The following is a 22,612-nucleotide window of genomic DNA, read 5'->3' on the forward strand; positions in this document are numbered from 1 at the left end:
GGAACGCGGTGCGCCGCTGCCGGGCCTACGTTGCGCTGCGTTCGTCCGATCCCATCGCGTCCAGAACCGCCATCCGGGTGGACGCGCTGCCGGTGATGGTGCTCTCACCGACGCCGGTGACGAGCATCTGCCGCCACTTCGCTTCGTCGAACTGCAGGGGATGAGTGACGGACAGGAACTTCTCGATGGTGCGCAGGAACCGCATCGGGTCGTCGCGGAACGGGAAATGGCCTGCGCCGCGGAAGATCTCGAGGTGTGATCCGGGCATCGCCGCGTGTGCGAGGTGGGCGTGGCTCACCGGGATGACGGCGTCCTGATCGCCCCAGATGAGCTGCACCGGGAGGTTCTCGGTCAGATAACATCGGTCGAGCATGGTGACGACCTGGCCGCGCCAGTCGACGACCGCGCGCAGGGTGCGCAGATACGCCTCGTAGGCGGTGGGGTCGTACAGCTCCGCGAGCACACGTACCAGGTCGGGTGTGTCGTGCAGCATCGCACCGGGACGCAACCGCGTTCCGTTCAGCTGGCTCAACACGTTGCCCACCAGACGCACGGTGGGCATGGCGCCGGGAATGCGCAGCAGTTTCAGCGCCTCGTTGACCACCGGAACCGACGCGAGCCGGAGCAGCGGGTGAACGTCCTTGGTGACGCCGCCGGCCGAGACCAGGACGAGCCGGTCGACCATCTGCGGGAACTGGTAGGAGAACTGCATCGCGACACCGCCGCCGAGGGAGTGGCCGACGACGGTGACCTTGTCGATGCCCAGGGTGGAGAGCAGGTCGCGCATGCCGTTGGCGTACGCCGCGACCGAGTAATCGGCCCGCGGCTTGTCGGAGCGTCCGTGGCCCAGCAGATCGGGGGCGATGACGGTGTAGTTTTTGGCGAGGTGCGGGATAATTTCGGTCCAGGTGGACGAGTTGTCGCCGATGCCGTGGATCAGCAGAAGTGCGGGACCCTCGCCTGCCATGCGGAACGCGCGGCGGTAGCCGTGGATCGTGCGGAACATCATGCGGGTTTCGGCGTTCGGAACGGGCCTGAGCTTACGAATGCGAGTGTCGCTCATGTCGCCTCCTGAACTAGGTGCACTCCCGAATGTTGACAGCTCAATCATCCGCTTCATCTCGACGCTATTGCACCGCTCTCGGCCGAACAACTGGACCGTGCGGTCGCACAGTGTCCGCGTGGCGACCGCACAACAGCTCCTCGGTCACGCCCCGCCCGGTGATCCCCCCTCCTCGTCGGAGTCGCCGCCCTCGCCGTCCTGCAGGGCCTGTTCGGCGAGGAAACGCTCGAATTCTGCACCGAGTTCGTCACCACTCGGCAGGTCTTCTTCGCTGGCCAGGAGCGTGGACTGCTGTTCTTGAGCCGTTACGTACGCATCGTACTGGCGTTCCAGGGCGTGGACGACGGTTTGTACCTCCTCGTTACCCGCGATGTGCTCGTCGACCTGTTCGCGGACGCGTGCGGCGGCCTCGCCGAGCGCGGCCAGCGGCAGGTCCAGGTCGGTGACGTCACTCACATTCTCGAGGAGGGTCTCGGCGGCGCCCGGATAGTCCGTCTGAGCCAGGTAATGGGGGACGTGAACCGAGAACCCGACCGACTCGTGCCCGTGCTGCGCCATCCGCAACTCGATCAGCGAGGACGCGCTGCCGGGAACCTGCAGTTCGCCGGACCAGCGCTGGTGATCCTTGATCAGGTCCTTGTTGGTGGAATGCGCGGTCACCCCGAGCGGGCGGGTGTGCGGGATGGCCATCGGAATGGCATTGATGCCCACGGTCCGGCGCACACCGAGCTGCTCGGCCAGCAGGCGGACCGCCGTGGTGAACCGCTCCCAGCGCAGGTCGGGCTCCATGCCGGCCAGCAGCAGGAACGGGGTGCCCGCCGTGTCCTTCAGCGCATACAGGTTCAGCTCGGGCTGGTCGTAGTCCGAGAAGTGATCGGCCTTGAACGTCATGGTGGGCCGCCGTGAGCGGTAATCGACGAGTTCGTCGACCGCGAAGGAGGCGACCAGCTCGCTCTCCAGGCTCTCCCGGAGATGCGTCGTGGCGAGTTTGACGGCGTGGCCTGCGTCGGAGAAGCCCTCGAGTCCGTGGATCAGTACAGGTCCCTGGCCGTCCGCGGAGGACAGCTGCGGTGCCGGGAACTCCAGCTCGTACATCTTCGACTGTTCGTCCATTACAGACCTCTTCTCCTTCGTGCCTGGCCTCCAGTGTCCCCTATCGTCTCCGGCATCGATACGTCGGACTTTGCTCTCGGAGGTCCTGCTCTGGGGGAACACGGCGTGGGCGACCGATAATTCCCGCCTGCGGCGTTCCGGTGTTCGCCCACAGCGAGATCCCGCGCACGGTCTGTGGCAATGTGAGGAACGGCACGGTCCCAGACGGACGAGATCCTGGAGGTGCGCGATGTCGGCACGGGTACGAAGATGTGCGGACCGGGTTCGACGATCGGCGGTCGCGTCGTGAGCGTGCGCATCGACCGGGTGGTCACCTCCGGCACCTTCAGTCTCGACGGGGGCACCTGGGACGTCGACAACAATGTGTGGATCGTCGGCGACGACACCGAGGTGGTGGTGATCGACGCCGCCCACACCGCCGCCCCGATCGTCGAGGCTGTCGGCGGCAGGCACGTGAGGGCCATCGTCTGCACACACGGCCACAACGACCACGTCACCGTGGCGCCCGAACTGTCCACGGCGCTGGACGCCCCGATCTACCTCCATGCTGCCGACGACGTGTTGTGGCGGCAGACTCACCCCGCCGTCGCCTACACGCCGATCGAGGACGGGCAGCAGATCGCCGTGGCCGGGACCGACGTCCGCGTGCTCCACACGCCCGGCCACTCGCCCGGCTCCTGCTGCCTGTTTCTGCCGGAGGCGGGGGAGTTGTTCAGTGGCGACACCCTGTTCTCGGGCGGTCCGGGAGCCACCGGGCGCTCCTACTCGGACTTCCCGACGATCATCGGGTCCATCCGCGACCGTTTGTTCGCGTTGCCGCCGTCGACGACGGTCCGCACCGGGCACGGCGACGGAACCACCATCGGGACCGAATCCCCGCACCTGGAGGAGTGGATCGCCCGCGGCAGCTGAGCCGCAGCCTCCCCGCTGTCGGCGCGCCGGCGTGGCAGAGTGGCGGAAAAGGCTCCCCGGGGTGGGAGCACCACACATCCGACACGGGAGGTCGACGGTGAGGTCTCGGCGCACAGCGGTACGGACGGCCATGGTTGTCCCGGTGGTCTCGCTGGCCGCGGTGACGATTCTCTCCGGATGTTCCTCGACGGTCGTCGGTGACGCGCAGCCGAGCACGACGATCGCGGCGGGGTCGCCGTCGGGCAAGGGACTGTCGAAGCTTCTGGTGGATCCGGCCGACTTCCCGGCCCGATACGAGGCGATCGTGCTGCCCGCCCAGGCCGTGTCGATGGCGGCACCCGACCTGACGGGCGTACCGCAGGGCGCGGTGGTCGACCCCGCGGACTGCGCGCCGCCCGCGCAGGACTACGGACCGACCGGCACCGTCATGGCGGTGGGCACGGACAACGCGAGCCGTTCGACGATCTCGGTCGAGCTCACCAGAACCGATACGCTCCTCGACGAACTGGCGGCGCAGACGAAGAAGTGCGGTGAGGTCACCGTGACGGACAGTGGGGCCGAGTCCACCGTCACCACCGAGGTCACACCTGCCCCTCCCGTCCGGGCCGACGACACCCTCGCGCTCCGGCGGACTGTCAAGTCCGGTAACGGGAGCGACAAGGTCACCCAGTCGATGGTCACGTTGATCGCGCAGGTGGGCGACGTGCGGGTGTCTGCGACCTTCATGTCGTTCGGCGACGCGAAGGCCGATACCGTCGCGCTCGACGAGTTGTTCACCGCCGCGGTGCAGAAGGTGCAGAACAGCTGAGCGCGCCCTAGCACAGGGGTCCGACGACTTCTCGGTCGCTCGGCGCGTCCGTGCGGCGCGGCGACCCGGTTGTCCACAACCGACGGCCCATCCACAGCCCTCTGTGTTTCCCCAGTTCGCCCGCCCGCGCCGTCGCGTCGACCCGTCAGAGTCTGGTGCATGACGACACCCGCATTCCCGCACGGTTCCGGATTCTCCGACGATCCCGGCGGGGGACCGCCCCCGCACCAGCACACCGTCACGCTGTCCGCCCCGGGCGACCTTCTCGCCTCGGTGCCCGCACTGCTCGGATTCCGGCCTGCCCGGTCGATCGTGGCGGTGTGCCTGTCCGGGGAGCGCAACCCGTCGGTCGGAGCCGTCATGAGACACGACCTCGTCCTCAGCGGCGGCGACGTGCCGACCCCGCCGATGTACGCGGCATTGGGTCAGTTCGCCACCGTCTGCGAGAGGGAGCAGGCCACCGGGGTGCTCCTGGTGCTCGTCGACGACCGCTTCACCGACCCGGCCTCGATCTCCCTGGACGAGCTGTCCGCGATCGTCGAGGAATTCGAGGAACTCCTCGACTTCACGTCGGCCGAACTTCTCGACGTGTTCGTCACGGCGGAGATCGCCGCCGGCCGCGAATGGTTCAGCCTCCTCGGCGGCGGTGGGTGCGGAGTCCAGTCCGATCCGACGTCGTCGCGGGTCGCGCTCGCGCGGGTCGTCGAGGGCAGGGCCATCCGCTCTTCGCGCGAGGAACTGGAAGCCACGATCGAGGTGGGCCCGGTGCTCGAACGGATGCAGATCGCCGCCCTCATCGAACGTGGTCGTCAATCATCGCTTCTGCGAAGGGAATTGGCTGGACGGTCGGCCACGCCGGAGCGTGGTCACCGTCTCGAGCTCGAACTGGTGCTGACGCACGTCGCGCGGGTGTCGTCCGGGGAGCGGCTCCTCGCGCCGGAGTACGCGGAACTCGCGCTCGCACTGGACAATGTCACCGTCCGGGACAGCGCGCTCGCTCTGGCCGTCGGCCCGTACGCCGACGACGCGGAGCAACTGTGGATTCTCCTCGCCCGCAACCTCCCGGACCCGGAACGCGCGAACGCGGCGGCGCTGCTCGGATACAGCGCTTATCTTCGTGGCGACGGGCCGTTCGCCGGCATCGCGCTGGCCGCCGCACTGGACTCGGAGCCGGGGCACGTACTGGCCACCCTGCTCGACGGTGCACTGCACTCAGGACTCCGGCCGACCGAGGTGCGGGGCCTGGCCGACGTCGGTTACGAGCGAGCCGAAGCGATCGGTGTCGTGCTGCCCCGCTAAATCGCGGACCGCGCCGGCGTCACCGACGTGCCGCGTGCGACCGGTCGCCCAGCTCCTGCAGGTAGGCCCAGGCGTCGGCGACGATCTCGTCGAGGTCGGTGTGCTCCGGCCGCCATCCGAGTTCCGCGATCGCCCGATCACTCGACGCCACCAGCACGGCGGGATCGCCTGCCCGGCGCGGTGCGTCCTCGACCGCGATGGGAAGCCCGGTGACCCGCGCGCACGCCGAGATGACTTCGCGCACACTGAAACCCGCACCGCTGCCGAGATTGTAGATGCGGTGCCTGCCCTCGATCGACGACTCCAGTGCCAGCACGTGCGCCTCGGCGAGGTCGAGCACATGGATGTAGTCGCGGATCGCCGTGCCGTCCGGAGTCGGCCAGTCGGTTCCGAAGATCGAGATCTTCTCCCGCTGACCGAGCGCCACCTGGAGCACGAGAGGAATCAAATGCGTTTCGACGACCCGGTTCTCGCCGGCCGACTTGTACGCTCCCGCGACATTGAAGTACCGCAGGCTGGTCGCCGCGAGCGAATGAGCCACCGAATACGACGTGATGGCATGGTCGATCGCGAGTTTCGTCGCCCCGTACGGATTGGTGGGACGGGTTGGATCGGCCTCCGTGATCGGCGAGTGCTCGGGCTCGCCGTAGGTCGCGGCGGTCGACGAGAACACGAGTTTCCGCGTCCCCGAATGCCGCATGGCCTCCAGAAGTTCGAGCGTGGTGACGACGTTGCCGCGCCAGTACTTCTCCGGGTACTGGACGGACTCGCCGACGAGCGACTGCGCCGCGAAGTGCAGGACGCCGTCGAAGCGGGGTGTGCCGCTCGTGCCGAGCACGTCCGACACCACCTCCGCGACGTCGCCCTCGACGAACTCGGCACCGAGCGGCACCGCGTCGGCGTTACCCGTGGACAGGTCGTCGATGATGACGACCTCGTGCCCGCGTTCGAGCAGGACCGTGCTGCAGACGCTGCCGACATAGCCGGCGCCGCCGGTGACCAGAAGTTTCATCGACTATCCCTGAACCTGCTTCACCTGGACGGCGTGTGCCATCTCCTCGGACAGATCGAACCCGCTGTGGCCGGGCACCGTGATGGTGACCGAACCGGGCTTGGTCTCGACGGTGACGCGCGCGTCCGGGACGACACCCGCCTCGCGCAGCTGTCCGATGACGTCCGGATCAGACTGCACGTGCTCAGCGAGACGCCGGACGACGACAGCGGTCGGCTTGCCGGGCGGCACGTCCGTGAGCCGGATGAGCGTCTCGGGGGCGTCCACCGGGCGGTCCAGCCCGAGCAGCGCGAGCCCCGGAATCGGGTTGCCGTACGGCGAGGTAGTGGGGTTGTTGAGCACCTCTACGAGGCGCCGCTCGACTTCCTCGCTCATGACGTGCTCCCACCGGCACGCCTCCGCATGGACCTCTTCCCATTTGAGGCCGATGACATCGACCAGCAGTCGTTCGGCGAGGCGGTGCTTCCGCATCACCGACACCGCGAGTTCGCGGCCCTTCTCCGTCAGTTCCAGGTGGCGGTCACCGGCGACCAGGAGGAGACCGTCACGCTCCATCCGGGCGACGGTCTGGCTGACCGTCGGACCGCTCTGCTCGAGTCGTTCGGCAATACGTGCTCGAAGTGGGACGACGCCCTCTTCTTCCAAGTCATAGATCGTCCGGAGGTACATCTCCGTGGTGTCGACCAGATCCTTCACACTCACACCCCTTCGTCTCGGTTGATTCTACCGGTGATTGCCCGCCACCGGCGCCGTCCGTCCCCGCAGCGCGTCGGTGCCGGTCGTGCCGGGGTCTGCTCGCACCCTCCGCGGGGGACCAGTAGCGTGAGTTCATGACCGCGTCGTTCAGTTCCGGGGAGGATTCGGCTGCACTGGTATCGCACCGTGCAGTCGTGTGGAGTCCGGACTATCTCAGTTATCGGTGGAGTGCGGACCACCCGATGAATCCCACCCGGCTCGAGCTGACCATGTCGCTCGCCCGCAGCCTCGGGATTCTGGAGGGCGTCGAACTGTTGCGGCCCGCCGCCGCCTCGGACGCGGATCTGTTGCGGATCCACACTCCCGCGTACGTCGAAGCAGTCAAACAGGCCGGGCACTCGGCGACGTCGGGCGTGCTCGGTGCGGACGCCCCGCACGGGCTCGGCACCGAGGACAATCCGGTCTTCCCCCAGATGCACGAGGCGAGCGCGATCCTCGCGGGCGGTTCCCTCGCCGCGGCGCAGGAGATCGCAGCGGGACGCACACGCCGGGCCGTGAGCATCGGCGGCGGCATGCACCACGCGATGCCCGACTGGGCCTCCGGCTTCTGTGTGTACAACGATGTCGCCATTGCGATCTCCTGGCTGCTGGACCACGGGTTCGACCGGATCGCCTACATCGACGTCGACGCGCACCACGGTGACGGGGTGCAGCACGCGTTCGCGCACGACCCACGCGTCCTCACGATCTCGCTCCACCAGCATCCGGCGACGCTCTGGCCCAACACGGGATGGTCGAGCGAGGTCGGCGAGGGATCGGGGGAGGGCACCGCCGTCAACCTCCCCGTGCTCCCCGGGACCGTCGATGCGTTGTGGCTGCGCGGTTTCCACGCCGTCGTGCCGGGCGCCCTCGCGTCGTTCCGGCCACAGATCGTGATCAGTCAGTGCGGTGTCGACAGCCACCGCGAAGATCCGCTGGCCGACCTGGCGCTGACGGTCGACGGCCAGCGGGCCGCGTTCCTCGCCATGCGCGATCTCGCCGACCGCTACGCCGAAGGACGCTGGCTCGCCGTCGGCGGCGGCGGTTACGGCCTCGTCCGGGTGGTCCCGCGCGCGTGGACCCACCTCATCGCCGCGGCGCTCGACCGCGAGATCGACACGGGCCGTGCCGTACCCGAGGCCTGGCAGGAACGCGCGCACGCGCTCGCGCCCAGCGTGGACCTGCCGGACACGATGGGCGACGGCGGCGAGGTCGACTACCTGCCCTGGGACGGTCCCGGTGGCACACCGGAAACCGGGGTCCCGTCGATCGACCGCGCCCTGACGCGGATCGACTCGGCCGTCATCGCCACTCGCCGCGCCTGCTTCCCCCTACTCGGACTCGACCCGGAGGATCCCCGTGACTGAGCCGACGCACGGCAGCGAGACCACCGGCGGCGCCGAGGCGTCGAACAGCGCCGAGACGTCGGGTAGCGCCGGGGCGGCGGTCACGACCGAGGCGAAGGGGACCCCCGACGCAGCGCACAACTACCCGCGGCACTGGGTCGCCGACGTGCTCGCGGCGGACGGCGGGGCAGTGGCGTTGCGGCCGATCGTCCCCGAGGACGCGGACAAACTCGTCGCGTTCCACTCGAAGCTCTCCGAACGCACCCGCTATCTCCGGTATTTCGGCCCCTACCCGACCATGTCGCAACGGGACATCGTTCACTTCACCACGGTCGATCACCACGACCGGGTGGCGTTCGTGGTGCTGCTCGGGGACGAGATCATCGCCGTCGGCCGATACGAGCGACTCATCGGTGAGGGGGACGGCAAGTCCGCCGAGGTGGCGTTCGTCGTCGCGGACGCGCATCAGGGCCGCGGACTCGGGCCCATTCTGCTCGAGCATCTCGCCGCGGCGGCCGCGGAGAACGGCCTGACCATGTTCGTCGCCGAGGTCCTCGCGGAGAACCGGAACATGGTGACGGTCTTCCGTGAGGCGGGCTATCAGGTGAGCCGCAGCTTCGAGGGCGGAGTGCTCAAGCTCGAGTTCGCGATCGACCCCACCGAAGCGATGGTGTCCGTGCGCAATTCCCGCGAGCGGGCCGCCGAGGCGCGCAGCATGCGGAACGTGCTCAGTCCACGGTCGGTCGCGGTGATCGGCGCGTCCACCGACCGCGCGAAGGTCGGCAACGCCGTGCTGACCAACCTGCTGCGGGCGGGATTCACCGGCCCGGTGTATCCGGTCAACGCCGAGCACCGTTCGGTCCACGGTGTGCGCGCGTACCCGTCGGTCCGCGACATCCCCGACGAGGTGGATCTCGCCGTCGTCGCGGTACCCGCTGAATCGATCAATGCCGTCCTCGACGACTGCCTGGTCAAGGGGGTGAAGGCCCTCGTCGTCGTGTCTTCGGGATTCAGTGAAACCGGCATGGACGGACGGCAATCCGAACGTCGCCTCGTCCACGCCGCCCGCGCGCACGGGATGCGGCTGATCGGGCCCAACGCGCTCGGCGTGGCCAACAACGACAGCGAAGTCTCGTTGAACGCCACCCTCGCGCCGGTGCTGCCGAGCCCCGGTAACGTCGGATTCTTCTGCCAGTCCGGCGCACTCGGCATCGCCATCCTCGACGAGGCCGCACGGAGCCGCATCGGATTGTCCGCCTTCGTCTCCGCGGGCAACCGCGCCGACGTCTCCGGTAACGACCTCCTGCAGTACTGGGATTCGGATCCGGCCACCGAGGTGGTGCTGCTGTATCTGGAGAGCTTCGGCAATCCCCGCAAGTTCTCGCGCATCGCGCGCCGGGTGGCGCGGAACAAGCCGATCGTCGCGGTCAAGAGTGGCAGGCACGCCGTCCCGCCCGCATTGGCGGCCAGCGGTGGCGAGATGGACGATTCGATCGTCCGTGCCCTCTTCGAGCAGGCCGGTGTGGTGCAGGTCGGGTCGATCTCCCAGCTGTTCGACTGTGCGCTGCTGTTCGGGTATCAGCCGCTGCCCGCGGGCCCCCGGCTCGCCGTGGTCGGAAACTCCACCGCGCTCGGTGTGCTCGCCGCGGATGCGGCGCGCAGTGAGGGTCTGCAGGTCGGCGACCCCGTCGACCTCGGTCCGCAGGCCGGTCCCGAGGAGTTCGCGGCGGCCGTGCGGACGGCGCTCACGTCCTTCGACGTCGATTCGGTGATCGCCGTGTTCGTCCCGCCGGTCGCCGTTCCGGTCGAACCCTATGCCCAGGCGCTGCGGGAGGCGGTGCGGGAAGCCGACAAGCCCGTCCTCACGACGTTCCTCGCGGCGGAGGGTGTGCCCGACGTCCTGGCGGTCCGGGGTGAGGACGGGCACCCGACACGCGGTTCGGTTCCCTCCTATCCCGGTCCGGAGCGCGCGGCGCTGGCGCTGGCGCGCGCGTGGCGGTACTCGGCGTGGAAGAGTAAACCGTCCTCGAAAGTGGTGCGCCCCAACGGGATCGATCCGGAGCGGGCGAAAGCGATGATCGACGGCTGGCTCGCGGCGTCGTCCGGACGCTGGCTGTCGGACTTCGAGGCATCGCAACTCCTCGCGTGCTACGGCGTGAACGTCGTGGAATTCCGTTCCGCCACCACCGAAGACGAGGCCGTGCAGGCCGCCGAGGAGTTGGGATACCCGGTCGCGGTGAAGGCGACGGGGGAGCAGTGGCGGCACCGGCCGGACCTCGGTGGCGTCCGCCTCGATCTGGTCGGACCCGATTCGGTGCGCTGGGCCTACCGCGACCTCGCCGCCGCGTCCGGTGAACCGCTACTCCACGTGCAGCGGATGGCTACCAAGGGAATCGGCTGTGTGGTGGGCGTGCAGGACGACCCGTCGTTCGGTTCGCTCATCTCGTTCGGACTTGCCGGCGTGATCTCCGACCTCCTCGGCGACCGCGCCTACCGGGTGCTGCCCCTCACCGAAGACGCCGCAACGGAACTGATCGACGCACCGAAAGCGGCGCCGCTGCTGTCCGGCTACCGGAGTGCGGTACCGGTGAACAAATCGGCTCTCGTCGACCTCGTGCAGCGGATCTCCGCCCTCGCCGACGACCTCCCGGAGGTACGGGAACTGGCCTGCGAACCCGTGCTCGCGTCGGCCGAAGGCGCGCAGATCACCGATTCGCGCGTGCGGATCGGCCCGGAACCCAGCGTCGCCGACCTCGGCCCCCGCCGCCTGCGCTGACCGGTCACCCGGTCCCGCAGACAGCGCAACGCCGGTGCCGGTCGCGTACGACCGGCACCGGCGCTGATACCGGGTGGGAGACTCTCGTCAGCTGGCGTAGGAGCGCAACCGCTCGGCGCGGTCGCCCTGACGCAGCTTGCCCATCACTTCGCGCTCGATCTGACGGACACGCTCACGGGAGAGCCCGAAGAGCTTGCCGATCTGGTCGAGAGTGCGCGGCTGACCGTCGTCCAGACCGTAACGGAGGCGGATGACCTGCTGCTCACGCTCGTCGAGGGTGGCCAGCACGCTGCGCACGTCGCTGTGCAGGAGACCCGCGATCACGGCGTTCTCCGCCGACGTGGCCTCGGAATCCTCGATGAAGTCGCCCAGGGGAGCTTCCTCGTCGTTACCGACCGGCATGTCGAGGCTCACCGGGTCGCGGCTGTGGTCGAGGAGATCCGCGATCTTGTGCGCCGGGATGCCCGACTCCTCGGCCAGCTCGTCGTCCGTCGCCTCACGCCCGAGCTGCTGATGCAGCTCACGCTTGATACGGGCCAGCTTGTTGACCTGCTCGACGAGGTGCACTGGGAGCCGGATCGTCCGGCTCTGGTCGGCCATGCCGCGGGTGATCGCCTGACGAATCCACCAGGTGGCATACGTCGAGAACTTGAACCCCTTCGCGTAGTCGAACTTCTCCATCGCGCGGATCAGACCCAGGTTGCCCTCCTGGATGAGGTCCAGCAGCGGCATTCCGCGTCCGGTGTACCGCTTCGCGAGCGAGACGACGAGCCGCAGGTTGGCCTCGAGGAGGTGCGCTCGGGCGGACTGTCCTTCACGGACGACCGTCGCGAGGTCGCGCTTCTTGGCGGGGGAGAGTCGCTTCCCGGTCTCCAGGATGTGCGCGGCGTACAGCCCAGCCTCGATTCGCTTGGACAGTTCTACCTCGTCTGCGGCCGTCAGCAGAGCCGTGCGGCCGATTCCGTTCAGGTAGACGCGGACCAGGTCGGCAGCGGGGCTCTGGGCGTCCAGATCGGCAGCGCTGGGGCGAATGCGAGTAGTGGTGCTGGGGCTTGTCATGACTTGCCTCCTCATCGGTGGTGTCTCATATGGATCAACGCACCGAAGGCCTGGGAAAGTTCCCGGCCGGTAATTTGCGAAGAGGCTGTGACCTGCGGGTTCCTCGATTCGGTCCTGAGAAGTTGCTGAGAACACGTATAAGGGGGACGGATCGGGAACCCGACGGCTACGCGGGAAGCACGAGTCCGTGCCGGACGAGGGCGTGCACGAGTGGCACGGCCGACTGCGCGAGGTCCTCGGCGTCGACGCCGTGGGCGGCGGCGAGAAGCTCGATCAGTTCGCCCAGCACGAGGCCGTCACCGCGCATGCCCGCGACGAGCGACGCGACGAGATCGTCGATCTCGTGCTGCCACGCCGGGCCGTTCCCGCGGTGCAACCGGGCGACCACCTGGGTCCATCCCTCGTCGCCGGGCAGGAACACCCGCTCCAGGGCGGTGCTCTCCTCCACGCGGAAACGTGCGGTGAGCACGTCGTGCTCGCGCAGCCACGCCACCCGCTCGAAGTACGCGAGCGCCTCCGCGCCCAAGGGGTCGCTGAAGCCGTGGGTGAGATCCTCCGCCATCAGATCGGTGGGTGCGTCGGTCCGGCGCAGGTAGACGAACCCGAAGCCGACCCCCTCGACGTTCGCGCTCGCGAGGTGATCCAGCCAGTCCTCGGCAATAGTCGCGGTGGCCGGGTCCCGGGTGTCGAGGCCGCCGTCCCGCATCCAGGTGCCGACGTACAGGGCCGGGTCCGCGACATCCCGCTGAACCACCCACGCGTCGATCCCGTGGGCGGGAAGCCAGGAGGCCACCCGGGCCCGCCAGTCCTCGCCCTCGACGTGGATCCACGACGCCAGCAGCGCCGCCGTGCCGCCGGGCGCGAGGTAGTCCGCCACGCGGGAGATCATCAGTTCACTCGCGCCGTCGAGGTCGAGTCCGGAGTCGCGGTAGGTGTGACCCACCCGGGCGCGGCTGACGACGAACGGCGGATTTGCCACCACCTGATCGAACGTGCGGCCCTCGACCGGCTCGAACCACGAGCCGGCGAGCAGTTCCACCTGCTCCTCGTTGAGCGCCGCGGTGACTGCCGCCAGTTCGACGGCACGGACATTCAGGTCCGTGGCCGTGACCGAGTCGGCGTAGGACGTGCCGTGCAGGGCCTGGATGCCGCAGCCGGTCCCGACGTCGAGCAGTGTCCCGACCGGCGCGGTCGGGGTGGCCTGCAGCAGCGACAGCGACGCGTGTCCGACGCCGATGACATGGTCGACGGGAGTCTCGCGGGGGCGGAGGGAGCCGTCGAGGTCGGAGAGCACCCAGCGGTTGCCCCCGCCGATGTCCATCGGACGGAGGTCGAGGGCCGCGCGGACGACGTCGCCGTCGGATTCGAGCAGGCCTGCTGCCACAGCATCCTCGACCGGGAGCGGGGAGAGCGCCGCGGCCACCTCGCCGACGGGACAGTCGTCGGTGAGCAGGAACAGGCGGATCAGGCTGCCGAGTTCGCCGCAGCCGGCGCTGGCGCGGCGCACCGGGACCGGCTCGTTGCGGCTCAACGCCGCATGGACCTCGGGGCCCAGCGCATCGAGCAGGGTGTCCGTGTCGTACCGGTTGCGGCGGAGGGCCTCACGCAGAGAGGGGCAGATCGACAGCAGCTCGTCACGGTTCACCCGTGCATTGTTGCAGCACGCCCGACTGCGTCAGCCCTCGATCGTGTGGTGCGGCGGCGCGGGCAGGGCGGTGGACGGCGACTCGCGGTGGTCGTACCGGCTGGGCTCGTCCTTGCTGCGCGGCGGGCGGTCGTTGGCGATGAGAACCGCGATCCACGGCAGCGGGATCGACACACCGATGATCGCCATCGAGATCCACGGGTTCTCCCAGATGCCGTACGCCACCGCCGCGAAGATCAGCGCGGGGAACCGGAAGGACATGATGAGCAGGTACTTGCGGACACGGGCGCGATGTTGATCCTCGATGGATCGCGCCGCCTCGGTGATGAGAACCGGATTGCTCGGGGAGCCGGCGTCGTGGGACCCACCGAACCCTGCACTTCGTGCCATGACTCCACTGTTCCACTGTCGGGCGGCAAATGCACACAGGGGGTGGGTTCGTCGGCCGGTTGCGGCATTATTGAGGGGTGAGCACTCAAACCAAGGAACGGCCCGACGTCACCACCGACGAGTCGACCGATGACGACACTCCCAAATTCTTCCACTACGTCAAGAAGAACAAGATCGCGGAGAGCGCCGTCATGGGCACTCACGTCGTCGCGTTGTGCGGCGAAGTGTTTCCGGTGACGAAGTCCGCGAAACCGGGATCGCCGGTCTGCCCCGACTGCAAGAAGATCTACGAAGGATTACGCAAGGGCGACTGAGGCTTCACCGGCGCTCGTCGCACACCCGGTGGCTCGGGGGATTCTCGTACCGGGCCGTCGGGCTCGTCGTCGTTCCCGGGCTCCGGCTCGGCCTCATCCGGACGGGCCCGGTCGCCGACGACCTTGATCGGACCGGTGGCGATGCGACGTGTGAGGCTGGTCACCGGACCCGTCGACGGCGAACTCTCGGCCTGTGCGGCGATCCAATCCCGCATCTGGTCGATGCGCGTCGCGCGGGCGGGCCAGAACTCCTGGACGGTGGCGTTGAACTCGGCACCGAGCACCACCGCGAACCCCAGGAAGAACGTGAACAGCAGGAACGCGATCGGCGTGGCCAGCGCCCCGTATGTGTACCCGGTTCCGGCCACCCAGGAGAGGTAGCGGCGCAGGCAGGTGCTCGCTCCGAGGAAGAACACCCCCGCGACGAGCGCGCCGCCGAGCAGCCGGTGCCAGGGCAGCGACCGGGGGAGCGCCACCTTGTACAGCGTCGTCAGGCCGACGATGAGCAACAGACCCACGCCGGGGTAGTAGAACGTGTCGACGATCTCCGTCCCGATCGTGCGCCACGCCTCCGGGAGCACCCTGCCGACGAGCGTCGGACCCAGCGCGACCAGCGGCAGGGTGAAGACGGCGAGGATCAGGAACATCACGTAGAGCAGCAACGCGAACACGCGCTGCCACACCGGGTGCCGCGCCTCCTGCTGGCCGTGGGCCTCGACGATCGAGTCCACGAACGTGGAAATGGCGGACGAGCCGGCCCACAGGGACAGCAGGAAGCTCAGTGACACGATCTCGGGACGTCCGCGTTCGAGTACGTCGCCGACCGTCGGGCGGATGATCTGTTCGACGACGCTGTCGCTGAACACCGTCCCGCTGAAGTTGATGATCTTCGACTGGATGATGTCGACGGTGTCGGGCCCGAACCAGCCGCCGACGTAGCCGAGCATTCCGAGGAGCCCCAGCAGGAGCGGGGGCAGCGACAGCGTCTGCCAGAACGCCGCCGTGGCCGCCTTTCCGAAGATGGAATCGTCCCAGGCCTTGCTCGCTGTGCGACCGATCACGCTCAGTGTGCGACGTAGCGGATGCCACCCGGACCGGGGTGGGTCACCGCCACTCTGCGGCGTTGTCGAGGGTGTTTCGGTCATGATGTTTCCAGCATCCCTGACGACACGCCCGGTTGCCCACCGCTGCTGTCCTCGTGTCGCGACAAATCTGTCACTATCGGATGTCGCGAATGCGGTTCGCGTCGGATCCGGACGCTAGGCTCCTTGACGGACAGCGCCTTCGGGTGTGGACCCGGACATGTCGATCGAATACCGAGGAGTGCGAGCAAACAGTGCCATGCCAGCGGAGGGCAGCCCGTGAGTGCTGAGACAGTGGGCTCCCAGTCGGCGCCGAGAGTGGAAACCGAGGCCGCGCAGATCGTGGGCACCGAGGCCTACCTCGCACAGACGGAACCGGCCAGACCCGCAGGATCCCTGCGTGCCTGGCAGCGTCGTGCGCTGACGAAGTATCTGTCCACCGGACCGCAGGACTTCCTAGCGGTCGCGACGCCGGGCGCCGGTAAGACCACGTTCGCGCTGCGGGTCGCGTCGGAGTTGCTGCGCGATCGCACCGTCGATCAGGTGACCGTGGTCGCGCCGACCGAGCACCTCAAGCACCAGTGGGCCGAGTCCGCCGCGCGCAACGGCATCGCGCTGGACTCGTACTTCTCGAACTCGACCGGGCAGACGTCCAGCGACTACCAGGGTGTCGTGGTGACGTACGCGCAGGTCGCCTCGCACCCGTTCAAACACCGGGTCCGTACCGAGAGCCGCCGCACGCTGGTCATCCTCGACGAGATCCACCACGGTGGTGACGCGAAGAGCTGGGGTGACGCCATCCGGGAGGCGTTCGGTGACGCCACCCGCCGCCTCGCCCTGACCGGTACGCCGTTCCGCAGCGACGACAGTGCGATCCCGTTCGTGACGTACGAGCCCGATCGCGAGGGTCTGATGCGCTCGAAGGCGGATCACTCCTACGGGTACTCGGACGCCCTCGCCGACGGCGTCGTCCGGCCCGTCGTGTTTCTCGCGTACTCCGGCGAGGCACGCTGGAGGAACAACGCGGGCGAGGAGTTCTCCGCGCGACTCGGTGAGCCGCTCAGCGCGGAACAGACGGCCCGGGCGTGGCGAACGGCCCTGGATCCGTCGGGCGACTGGATTCCCGCGGTCCTGCACGCCGCAGACACCCGGCTCGGCCAGCTGCGCACGGGCGGCATGCCCGACGCCGGAGGTCTGGTCATCGCCACCGACCAGACCGTGGCCCGCGCGTACGCGCAGACCCTGAAGGCGGTCACCGGGGAAGACCCGGTCGTGGTGCTCTCCGACGACCCGACGGCGTCCAAGCGGATCGCCGAGTTCGGGGCGAGCACCCAGAAGTGGATGGTCGCCGTCCGCATGGTGTCGGAAGGCGTCGACGTTCCCCGCCTGGCCGTCGGTGTGTACGCCACCAGTGCGTCCACCCCGCTCTATTTCGCGCAGGCGATCGGGCGTTTCGTGCGGTCCCGCCGCAAGGGCGAGACCGCGAGCGTGTTCCTCCCGTCGGTTCCGGTGCTGCTCGATCTGGCCAGCCAGCTCGAGGCGCAGCGCGACCACGTGCTCGGCAAGCCGCACCGGGAGAAGGACGGCTTCGATGACGATCTTCTCGCCGACGCGAACAAGCAGAAGGACGAGCTCGGCGAGGAGGAGAAGGCGTTCACCTCGCTCGGCGCGGACGCTGAGCTCGATCAGGTGATCTACGACGGTTCGTCCTTCGGGACGGCCACGTTCTCGGGTTCGGACGAGGAGGCCGACTACCTGGGTCTGCCCGGGCTGCTTGACGCCGATCAGATGCGCGCGCTGCTGCGTCAGCGTCAGTCGGAGCAGCTGGACAAGGCGGAGCCGGCACCCGCGCCCGTGCACACGCCCGTGCCCCAGGTCGCGGACCGGGTGGCTGCCGCCGGACAGCTCGCGCAGCTGCGCCGGGAACTGAACAGTCTCGTCGCGATGCACCACCACAGGACGGGCAAGCCGCACGGCACCATCCACGGCGAACTGCGCCGCGTCTGCGGGGGACCGCCCACGGCGATCGCCACCGTCGAGCAGCTCACCGAGCGGATCTCGACCCTGCGACAGTGGTGACCGCCGTCACTCGGTGACGCGAACGTGAAGAGACCGGCGAGTGCATCGCACTCGCCGGTCTCTGTGCTGAAGAGGTGAGCCTGGGACGGGTCACCCGGGCTGACGTATCAGATTGCAGCTTCGGCTTCGGACACGATCGTGGCGTTCATCTCGCGAAGGCGGTCTGCGTGCTCGTTGGCGTGGTGACCGCAGAAGAGCAACTCTCCTCCGGTCGGAAGAACCGCGCGAACGCGGGCTCCCGCACCGCACCGGTCGCACCGGTCGGCTGCGGTCAACGGGGGGCTGGTCAGTGTTCCGGGCATGACTCCTCCGTACTGGCTTCGACTGATGCCGAGTGCCTGGGGCCTTGGTCCGCCGCGTCGGGGGTGGCGCGGTGGATCTACTCTGTCAGACGTTTGGGGTTTACGCGTTGTTCCCGTCGGCGTTTCTCAGTGTTGCATCACACACGAAACCCCCCGGAAACGCCCAGTCAGGGACGTGACGAGCGCAGATGTGAACAGACCGCGCGGTCCGAGTTCGCTGACAGCTGATTCGTTTTCGGGCGTGACGCTAGTCTCACCGTGTGAAATCCGAAGACCAGCTGGTCCACATCTGCAGCCGCGGGGAATGGCGCACCGCGGAACGCGAAGGCAGTCGAGTGCCCGCGACGTTCGCCGCGGACGGTTTCGTGCACCTCTCGACGCCGGCCCAGGTGCATCTGCCCGCCAACAGGTTGTTCGCCGGGCGTACGGACCTCGTCCTGCTGAGGCTCGACCCCGCCGCGCTCGGTGCGCCGGTGAAGTGGGAGCCGGGCGTGCCGGCCGATCCGGCGTCGATGCTGTTCCCACACCTGTACGGGACGCTGCCCGTCACGGCGGTCACCGCGGTCGAGGATTACCGCCCCGACGCCGACGGAACGTTCCCGGCCCGGCACTGACGCGAGCCTTGCGCGGTTGGTCACACCGATCGGTCTACCGTGGAGGCATGAACGTTGAAGTGACGCCACTACCGGGTATCGGGGTGCGTAAGGACTTCGAACTCGCCGCCGGTCGCCGCATCGGTGTCATCACCCATCGCGACGGTCGCACCGATCTGATCGTCTCGAAGGCCGACGATCCCGATGCGTGCGCTGCGTCGGTGCCGCTCACCACCGAGGAGGCGGCAGTCCTCAGCAACCTGCTGGGGGCGCCGCAACTGGTGGCGCAGCTGGAGGAGGAGCACCGGGACCTGCCCGGAATCCGCACCAAGCAGCTGTACATCAAGGAGGACTCCCGGTTCGACGGCCGTCCGCTCGGCGACACGGCGATGCGCACCCGCACCGGGGTCTCGATCGTCGCGGTCATGCGGGCCGGTCAGGTGTACCCGTCACCGAAGCCCGACTTCCTGCTCACCTCGGGCGACCTCCTGGTCGCTGTCGGAACCACAGACGGACTGGACGCGTCGGCCAAGCTCCTGGCCAACGGCTGACATTCCCGTGAACACCACCACGCTCGCGCTCATCGAACTGGGCGCGGTGTTCTTCGCGCTCGGATTGCTGGGCCGCCTGGCAGCTCAGTTCGGCATGTCGCCGATCCCGTTCTATCTCCTCGGCGGACTCTGCTTCGGCAGCGGCGGATTCGTCAACCTCGGCGACATCAGCGAGTTCAGTCACTTGGCGGCCGAGATCGGGGTGGTCCTCCTCCTGCTGCTGCTGGGGCTGGAATACACCGCGTCGGAACTCGTCACCGGGCTGCGACGGTCGTGGATGGCCGGGGTCGTGGACGCCGTTCTCAATGCCGCGCCCGGAGCGGTCGTCGCACTGATGCTGGGGTGGGGACCCACCGGCGCGGTTGTGATGGCCGGCGTCACCTACATCTCGTCGTCGGGCATCATCGCGAAGGTGCTGAGCGACCTGGGTCGGCTCGGTAACCGTGAAACGCCGGTCGTGCTCTCGATTCTCGTGTTCGAGGACCTCGCGATGGCCGTGTATCTGCCCATTCTGACGGCGCTGCTCGCCGGCGTCAGTTTCGCCGGTGGACTCGAGGCGGTGGGCATCTCCCTCGTCGTTATCTCGGTCGTCCTCGTGATCGCACTGCGGTACGGCCGCTACGTGTCCGCCCTGCTGGACAGCCCGGACAGCGAGACGCTGCTCCTGAAACTGCTCGGCGCCGCGCTCCTCGTCGCGGGGATCAGTTCGGCGATGCAGGTGTCGGCCGCCGTGGGGGCGTTCCTGCTGGGGATCGCGATCTCCGGTACGACCGCCCACAACGCGAGCCGCGTCCTCGAACCGCTCCGCGATCTGTTCGCCGCGATGTTCTTCGTGGTGTTCGGACTCAACACCGACCCCCGGGCGATTCCACCGGTTCTCGGCTGGGCCGTCCTGCTCGCCGTGGTCACCGCGCTGACGAAGATGGTCACCGGCGCCTGGGCGGCGAAACAGCAGGGCGTCGGGCGGCTGGGCCGGGCCCGGGCGGGGGTCGCGCTGATCGCGCGCGGCGAGTTCTCCATCGTCATCGCAGGCCTGGCATTGTCGGCCGGAGCGGTGGAGAGCGAACTCGTGGCACTCGCCACCGCGTACGTGCTCCTGATGGCCGTCATCGGCCCGGTGGCGGCACGGGTGGTCGAACCGGTGGCAGGGGCCTGGATCCGGGTCCGCACCAGCGCGTAGCGAGACACAGACGACGATGCCCCCGGACTCGCTCGGAGTCCGGGGGCATCGAGGTGTGTTCGTCAGTCCAGGTAGTCGCGCAGCACCTGCGACCGGGACGGGTGGCGCAGCTTCGACATGGTCTTGGACTCGATCTGACGGATGCGCTCACGCGTCACCCCGTAGACCTGCCCGATCTCGTCGAGGGTGCGGGGCTGACCGTCGGTCAGGCCGAAGCGCAGGCGCACGACGCCCGCTTCACGCTCGGAGAGCGTCTCGAGCACCGACTGCAGCTGATCCTGCAGAAGGGTGAACGACACGGCGTCGACGGCGACGACGGCCTCGGAGTCCTCGATGAAGTCGCCGAGCTGGCTGTCGCCCTCGTCGCCGATCGTCTGGTCGAGGGAGATGGGCTCACGAGCGTACTGCTGGATCTCCAGCACCTTCTCGGGCGTGATGTCCATTTCCTTGGCGAGCTCTTCGGGAGTGGGCTCACGGCCCAGGTCCTGCAGGAGTTCACGCTGGATGCGGCCGAGCTTGTTGATGACCTCGACCATGTGCACCGGGATGCGGATGGTGCGGGCCTGGTCGGCCATCGCGCGGGTGATGGCCTGACGGATCCACCACGTGGCGTAGGTCGAGAACTTGTAGCCCTTGGTGTAGTCGAACTTCTCGACGGCACGGATGAGGCCCAGGTTGCCTTCCTGGATCAGGTCGAGGAAGGCCATGCCGCGGCCGGTGTAGCGCTTGGCGAGCGACACGACGAGGCGGAGGTTCGCCTCGAGGAGGTGGTTCTTGGCGCGGTTTCCGTCGCGGCAGATCCAGCTCATGTCCCGGCGCTGGGCGGCGGGGAGCTTCTCGCCGGAATCGGACAGTTCCTGCATGATCTGGGTCGCGTAGAGCCCGGCCTCGATCCGCTTGGCGAGCTCGACCTCCTCTTCGGCGTTGAGGAGGGCGACCTTGCCGATCTGCTTGAGGTAGGCACGGACCGAGTCGGCGGACGCGGTCAGTTCGGCGTCCTTGCGGGCCTGGCGGAGCGCTTCGGACTCCTCCTCGTCCCACACGAAGTCGCCGGAGGCCTTGTCCTTCTCGGACGGCTCCTCGGTCTCCTCGTCCTCGCCGACTGCGACGACCTCGACGACATCGGACTCGACCTCGGCGAGATCGCCCTCGGTGATGTCGATGTCCTCCATGTCGGCGGAGTCTTCGTCGAGGTCTTCGCCGTCCGCACCCTTACCGGCCGTGGCCTTCTTGCCGCCCGCCTTCTTGGCCGCCGCCTTCTTGGCGGGGGCCTTCTTCGCTGCTGCCTTCTTGGCGGGAGCCTTCTTGGCCGCCGGCTTCTTCGCGGGAGCTTCCTCGGCTGCCGGAGCGGTGCCGGTGGCTGCCGCTCCGACTGGTGCTTCCGGTCCTGACTCCGAAGTCGAATCAGCAGTCTGACGTGTATCGGTGGCTGCCACGTACGCCCTTTCGTGACGGTGTCGTGCGGCGTCACGCCAGAGTGGTCATCCGGCGGAGAGGTCTACTGGTTTCGCCGGCGCGCAGCCGGGCTCTTCCATTGTAACGACCCATCCGAATTAGTTACGGAGCGATGCCCGTTTCCACTGCGAGCGCAGCACCGACGATGCCCGCCGTATTCAGCAGCGCAGCAGGTACGACGGGTGTCCTGTTGGTCAGATGCGGGATCCACTTCTCGTTCTTCCGGCTGATTCCGCCGCCGGCGATGAACAGATCCGGCCACAGGAGGTTCTCGAACCGGGTGAGGACGCGGCTCACTTCGCCGGCCCATTCCTTGTACGACAGGTCCTTCTTCTCCTTGACCGAGGACGCCGCCCGGTGCTCGGCTTCCTTGCCGTCCACCTCCATGTGCCCGAACTCGGTGTTGGGAAGCAGGACGCCGTCGTGGAGGATCGCCGAGCCGATGCCGGTGCCGAACGTGAGGAGGATGACGACCCCCTTCGCGTCCTTGCCTGCGCCGAGCGCGTCCTCCCCTATCCCCGCCGCATCCGCGTCGTTGAGGACGGTAACGAGCCGGCCGCCGAGTGCCTCGGAGAACAGCGCGCGGGCGTCCGTCCCGATCCACTTCTTGTCGATGTTGGCGGCGGATCGCGCCACACCGCCGGTGACGACGCTCGGCAGGGTGATACCGACCGGTCCGTCCCATTCTGCCTGGCGGATGATCTCGGCGACGGTCTCCGCGACCGCCTCCGGCGTGGACGGCTGGGGAGTGAGGAGTTTGATGCGGTCCCCGACCAGCTGGCCCGTCTCGAGATCCACGACGCCACCCTTGACGCCACTGCCTCCGACGTCGACACCGAACCCCGTTTTGGTCATGGCGTGTGCTCCTTCGTGTCGACGACGACGTGTTCTCCGGCGC

General features: G+C 68.2%; 21 protein-coding genes. 10 read left to right on the forward strand and 11 right to left on the reverse strand.

The window, feature by feature from the left end; translation table 11 throughout:
• Positions 1 to 25 precede the first annotated feature (25 nt).
• Together ACLIVD_RS15685 and ACLIVD_RS15690 are read right to left on the reverse strand one after the other, a co-directional pair.
• A complete protein-coding gene (locus ACLIVD_RS15685; protein ID WP_005240793.1) occupies positions 26 to 1,063 on the reverse strand; it encodes an alpha/beta fold hydrolase in 1,038 nt (345 codons plus the stop codon).
• 144 nt (positions 1,064 to 1,207) lie between these two features.
• A complete protein-coding gene (locus tag ACLIVD_RS15690) occupies positions 1,208 to 2,176 on the reverse strand; it encodes a proteasome assembly chaperone family protein (protein WP_105414577.1) in 969 nt (322 codons plus the stop codon).
• 285 nt (positions 2,177 to 2,461) lie between these two features.
• Here ACLIVD_RS15690 and ACLIVD_RS15695 point away from each other — a divergent pair, with 285 nt between their 5' ends.
• The 3 genes from ACLIVD_RS15695 to ACLIVD_RS15705 all read left to right on the forward strand — a co-directional run bounded on the left by ACLIVD_RS15695 (position 2,462) and on the right by ACLIVD_RS15705 (position 5,195).
• Positions 2,462 to 3,088: an MBL fold metallo-hydrolase gene (locus ACLIVD_RS15695; protein ID WP_283331915.1), complete on the forward strand. Its 627-nt coding sequence runs from the start codon at positions 2,462 to 2,464 to the stop codon at positions 3,086 to 3,088.
• 142 nt (positions 3,089 to 3,230) lie between these two features.
• The gene (locus ACLIVD_RS15700) at positions 3,231 to 3,896 is read left to right on the forward strand and encodes a DUF5642 family protein (protein WP_283331970.1); all 666 of its coding nucleotides are present in this window, start codon (positions 3,231 to 3,233) and stop codon (positions 3,894 to 3,896) included.
• 159 nt (positions 3,897 to 4,055) lie between these two features.
• A complete protein-coding gene (locus ACLIVD_RS15705) occupies positions 4,056 to 5,195 on the forward strand; it encodes a DUF4192 domain-containing protein (RefSeq protein ID WP_283331914.1) in 1,140 nt (379 codons plus the stop codon).
• A 19-nt stretch (positions 5,196 to 5,214) separates the two neighbouring features.
• Here ACLIVD_RS15705 and galE read toward each other — a convergent pair whose 3' ends face one another.
• Both galE and ACLIVD_RS15715 read right to left on the reverse strand, forming a co-directional pair.
• Complete coding sequence (galE, locus tag ACLIVD_RS15710; RefSeq protein WP_005261105.1) at positions 5,215 to 6,207, reverse strand: UDP-glucose 4-epimerase GalE; 993 nt, start codon at positions 6,205 to 6,207, stop codon at positions 5,215 to 5,217.
• Positions 6,208 to 6,210: 3 nt separating this feature from the next.
• Positions 6,211 to 6,903: an iron-dependent transcriptional repressor DtxR gene (locus tag ACLIVD_RS15715; RefSeq protein ID WP_005240804.1), complete on the reverse strand. Its 693-nt coding sequence runs from the start codon at positions 6,901 to 6,903 to the stop codon at positions 6,211 to 6,213.
• A gap of 134 nt (positions 6,904 to 7,037) precedes the next feature.
• Between ACLIVD_RS15715 and ACLIVD_RS15720 the strand changes: the two genes are divergently transcribed.
• Together ACLIVD_RS15720 and ACLIVD_RS15725 are read left to right on the forward strand one after the other, a co-directional pair.
• The gene (locus ACLIVD_RS15720; RefSeq protein WP_280783307.1) at positions 7,038 to 8,309 is read left to right on the forward strand and encodes an acetoin utilization protein AcuC; all 1,272 of its coding nucleotides are present in this window, start codon (positions 7,038 to 7,040) and stop codon (positions 8,307 to 8,309) included.
• Complete coding sequence (locus ACLIVD_RS15725; protein WP_280783308.1) at positions 8,302 to 11,064, forward strand: bifunctional acetate--CoA ligase family protein/GNAT family N-acetyltransferase; 2,763 nt, start codon at positions 8,302 to 8,304, stop codon at positions 11,062 to 11,064. The genes ACLIVD_RS15720 and ACLIVD_RS15725 overlap by 8 nt, the downstream gene beginning before the upstream one ends.
• An 87-nt stretch (positions 11,065 to 11,151) precedes the next feature.
• Here ACLIVD_RS15725 and ACLIVD_RS15730 read toward each other — a convergent pair whose 3' ends face one another.
• From ACLIVD_RS15730 to ACLIVD_RS15740, 3 genes are all read right to left on the reverse strand, one after another.
• Entirely contained in the window at positions 11,152 to 12,123 is a 972-nt protein-coding gene (locus ACLIVD_RS15730; RefSeq protein ID WP_005261102.1) for a sigma-70 family RNA polymerase sigma factor, read from the reverse strand.
• A 166-nt stretch (positions 12,124 to 12,289) separates the two neighbouring features.
• Positions 12,290 to 13,768 (reverse strand): DUF7782 domain-containing protein, encoded by a 1,479-nt coding sequence (locus tag ACLIVD_RS15735; protein ID WP_283331913.1) that lies wholly within the window; start codon positions 13,766 to 13,768, stop codon positions 12,290 to 12,292.
• 30 nt (positions 13,769 to 13,798) lie between these two features.
• A complete protein-coding gene (locus ACLIVD_RS15740; protein ID WP_009480070.1) occupies positions 13,799 to 14,158 on the reverse strand; it encodes a DUF3099 domain-containing protein in 360 nt (119 codons plus the stop codon).
• Between the two features lie 77 nt (positions 14,159 to 14,235).
• Here ACLIVD_RS15740 and ACLIVD_RS15745 point away from each other — a divergent pair, with 77 nt between their 5' ends.
• A complete protein-coding gene (locus ACLIVD_RS15745) occupies positions 14,236 to 14,472 on the forward strand; it encodes a DUF3039 domain-containing protein (RefSeq protein ID WP_005240826.1) in 237 nt (78 codons plus the stop codon).
• Here the strand turns inward: ACLIVD_RS15745 and ACLIVD_RS15750 are convergent.
• Complete coding sequence (locus ACLIVD_RS15750; RefSeq protein ID WP_283331912.1) at positions 14,445 to 15,617, reverse strand: YihY/virulence factor BrkB family protein; 1,173 nt, start codon at positions 15,615 to 15,617, stop codon at positions 14,445 to 14,447. The genes ACLIVD_RS15745 and ACLIVD_RS15750 overlap by 28 nt on opposite strands.
• 255 nt (positions 15,618 to 15,872) lie before the next feature.
• On the opposite strand from ACLIVD_RS15750, the gene ACLIVD_RS15755 reads away from it, so the two are divergent.
• A complete protein-coding gene (locus ACLIVD_RS15755) occupies positions 15,873 to 17,633 on the forward strand; it encodes a DEAD/DEAH box helicase (RefSeq protein WP_009480072.1) in 1,761 nt (586 codons plus the stop codon).
• 107 nt (positions 17,634 to 17,740) lie between these two features.
• On the opposite strand, the gene ACLIVD_RS15760 is transcribed toward ACLIVD_RS15755, so the two are convergent.
• Entirely contained in the window at positions 17,741 to 17,935 is a 195-nt protein-coding gene (locus ACLIVD_RS15760) for a DUF7455 domain-containing protein (protein WP_005240831.1), read from the reverse strand.
• Positions 17,936 to 18,195: 260 nt separating this feature from the next.
• On the opposite strand from ACLIVD_RS15760, the gene ACLIVD_RS15765 reads away from it, so the two are divergent.
• The 3 genes from ACLIVD_RS15765 to ACLIVD_RS15775 are packed head-to-tail and all read left to right on the forward strand — an operon-like array spanning position 18,196 to position 20,259.
• Positions 18,196 to 18,549 (forward strand): DUF952 domain-containing protein, encoded by a 354-nt coding sequence (locus tag ACLIVD_RS15765; RefSeq protein WP_283331911.1) that lies wholly within the window; start codon positions 18,196 to 18,198, stop codon positions 18,547 to 18,549.
• 47 nt (positions 18,550 to 18,596) lie between these two features.
• Positions 18,597 to 19,079, forward strand: a complete 483-nt coding sequence (locus ACLIVD_RS15770; RefSeq protein ID WP_005240833.1) for a cation:proton antiporter regulatory subunit — start codon at positions 18,597 to 18,599, stop codon at positions 19,077 to 19,079.
• Between the two features lie 7 nt (positions 19,080 to 19,086).
• A complete protein-coding gene (locus ACLIVD_RS15775; RefSeq protein ID WP_005261095.1) occupies positions 19,087 to 20,259 on the forward strand; it encodes a cation:proton antiporter in 1,173 nt (390 codons plus the stop codon).
• Positions 20,260 to 20,321: 62 nt separating this feature from the next.
• Here the strand turns inward: ACLIVD_RS15775 and ACLIVD_RS15780 are convergent, their stop codons facing one another.
• Positions 20,322 to 21,695 (reverse strand): RNA polymerase sigma factor, encoded by a 1,374-nt coding sequence (locus tag ACLIVD_RS15780; protein ID WP_105414588.1) that lies wholly within the window; start codon positions 21,693 to 21,695, stop codon positions 20,322 to 20,324.
• A gap of 121 nt (positions 21,696 to 21,816) precedes the next feature.
• Positions 21,817 to 22,569 carry a polyphosphate--glucose phosphotransferase gene (gene ppgK / locus ACLIVD_RS15785; RefSeq protein WP_283331910.1) on the reverse strand — a complete coding sequence of 251 codons (753 nt, stop codon included), beginning with the start codon at positions 22,567 to 22,569 and terminating at the stop codon, positions 21,817 to 21,819.
• Positions 22,570 to 22,612: the final 43 nt, after the last annotated feature.

This window comes from Rhodococcus sp. G6(2025) (assembly GCF_058628105.1).

Bases quoted from the DNA above. Each gene is read 5' to 3' on its own strand.
- ACLIVD_RS15685 (WP_005240793.1), bottom strand. From the start codon at position 1,063: ATGAGCGACACTCGCATTCGTAAGCTCAGGCCCGTTCCGAACGCCGAA.
- ACLIVD_RS15690 (WP_105414577.1), bottom strand. From the start codon at position 2,176: ATGGACGAACAGTCGAAGATGTACGAGCTGGAGTTCCCGGCACCGCAG.
- ACLIVD_RS15705 (WP_283331914.1), top strand. From the start codon at position 4,056: ATGACGACACCCGCATTCCCGCACGGTTCCGGATTCTCCGACGATCCC.
- galE (WP_005261105.1), bottom strand. From the start codon at position 6,207: ATGAAACTTCTGGTCACCGGCGGCGCCGGCTATGTCGGCAGCGTCTGC.
- ACLIVD_RS15720 (WP_280783307.1), top strand. From the start codon at position 7,038: ATGACCGCGTCGTTCAGTTCCGGGGAGGATTCGGCTGCACTGGTATCG.
- ACLIVD_RS15730 (WP_005261102.1), bottom strand. From the start codon at position 12,123: ATGACAAGCCCCAGCACCACTACTCGCATTCGCCCCAGCGCTGCCGAT.
- ACLIVD_RS15740 (WP_009480070.1), bottom strand. From the start codon at position 14,158: ATGGCACGAAGTGCAGGGTTCGGTGGGTCCCACGACGCCGGCTCCCCG.
- ACLIVD_RS15750 (WP_283331912.1), bottom strand. From the start codon at position 15,617: ATGACCGAAACACCCTCGACAACGCCGCAGAGTGGCGGTGACCCACCC.
- ACLIVD_RS15760 (WP_005240831.1), bottom strand. From the start codon at position 17,935: ATGCCCGGAACACTGACCAGCCCCCCGTTGACCGCAGCCGACCGGTGC.
- ACLIVD_RS15770 (WP_005240833.1), top strand. From the start codon at position 18,597: ATGAACGTTGAAGTGACGCCACTACCGGGTATCGGGGTGCGTAAGGAC.
- ppgK (WP_283331910.1), bottom strand. From the start codon at position 22,569: ATGACCAAAACGGGGTTCGGTGTCGACGTCGGAGGCAGTGGCGTCAAG.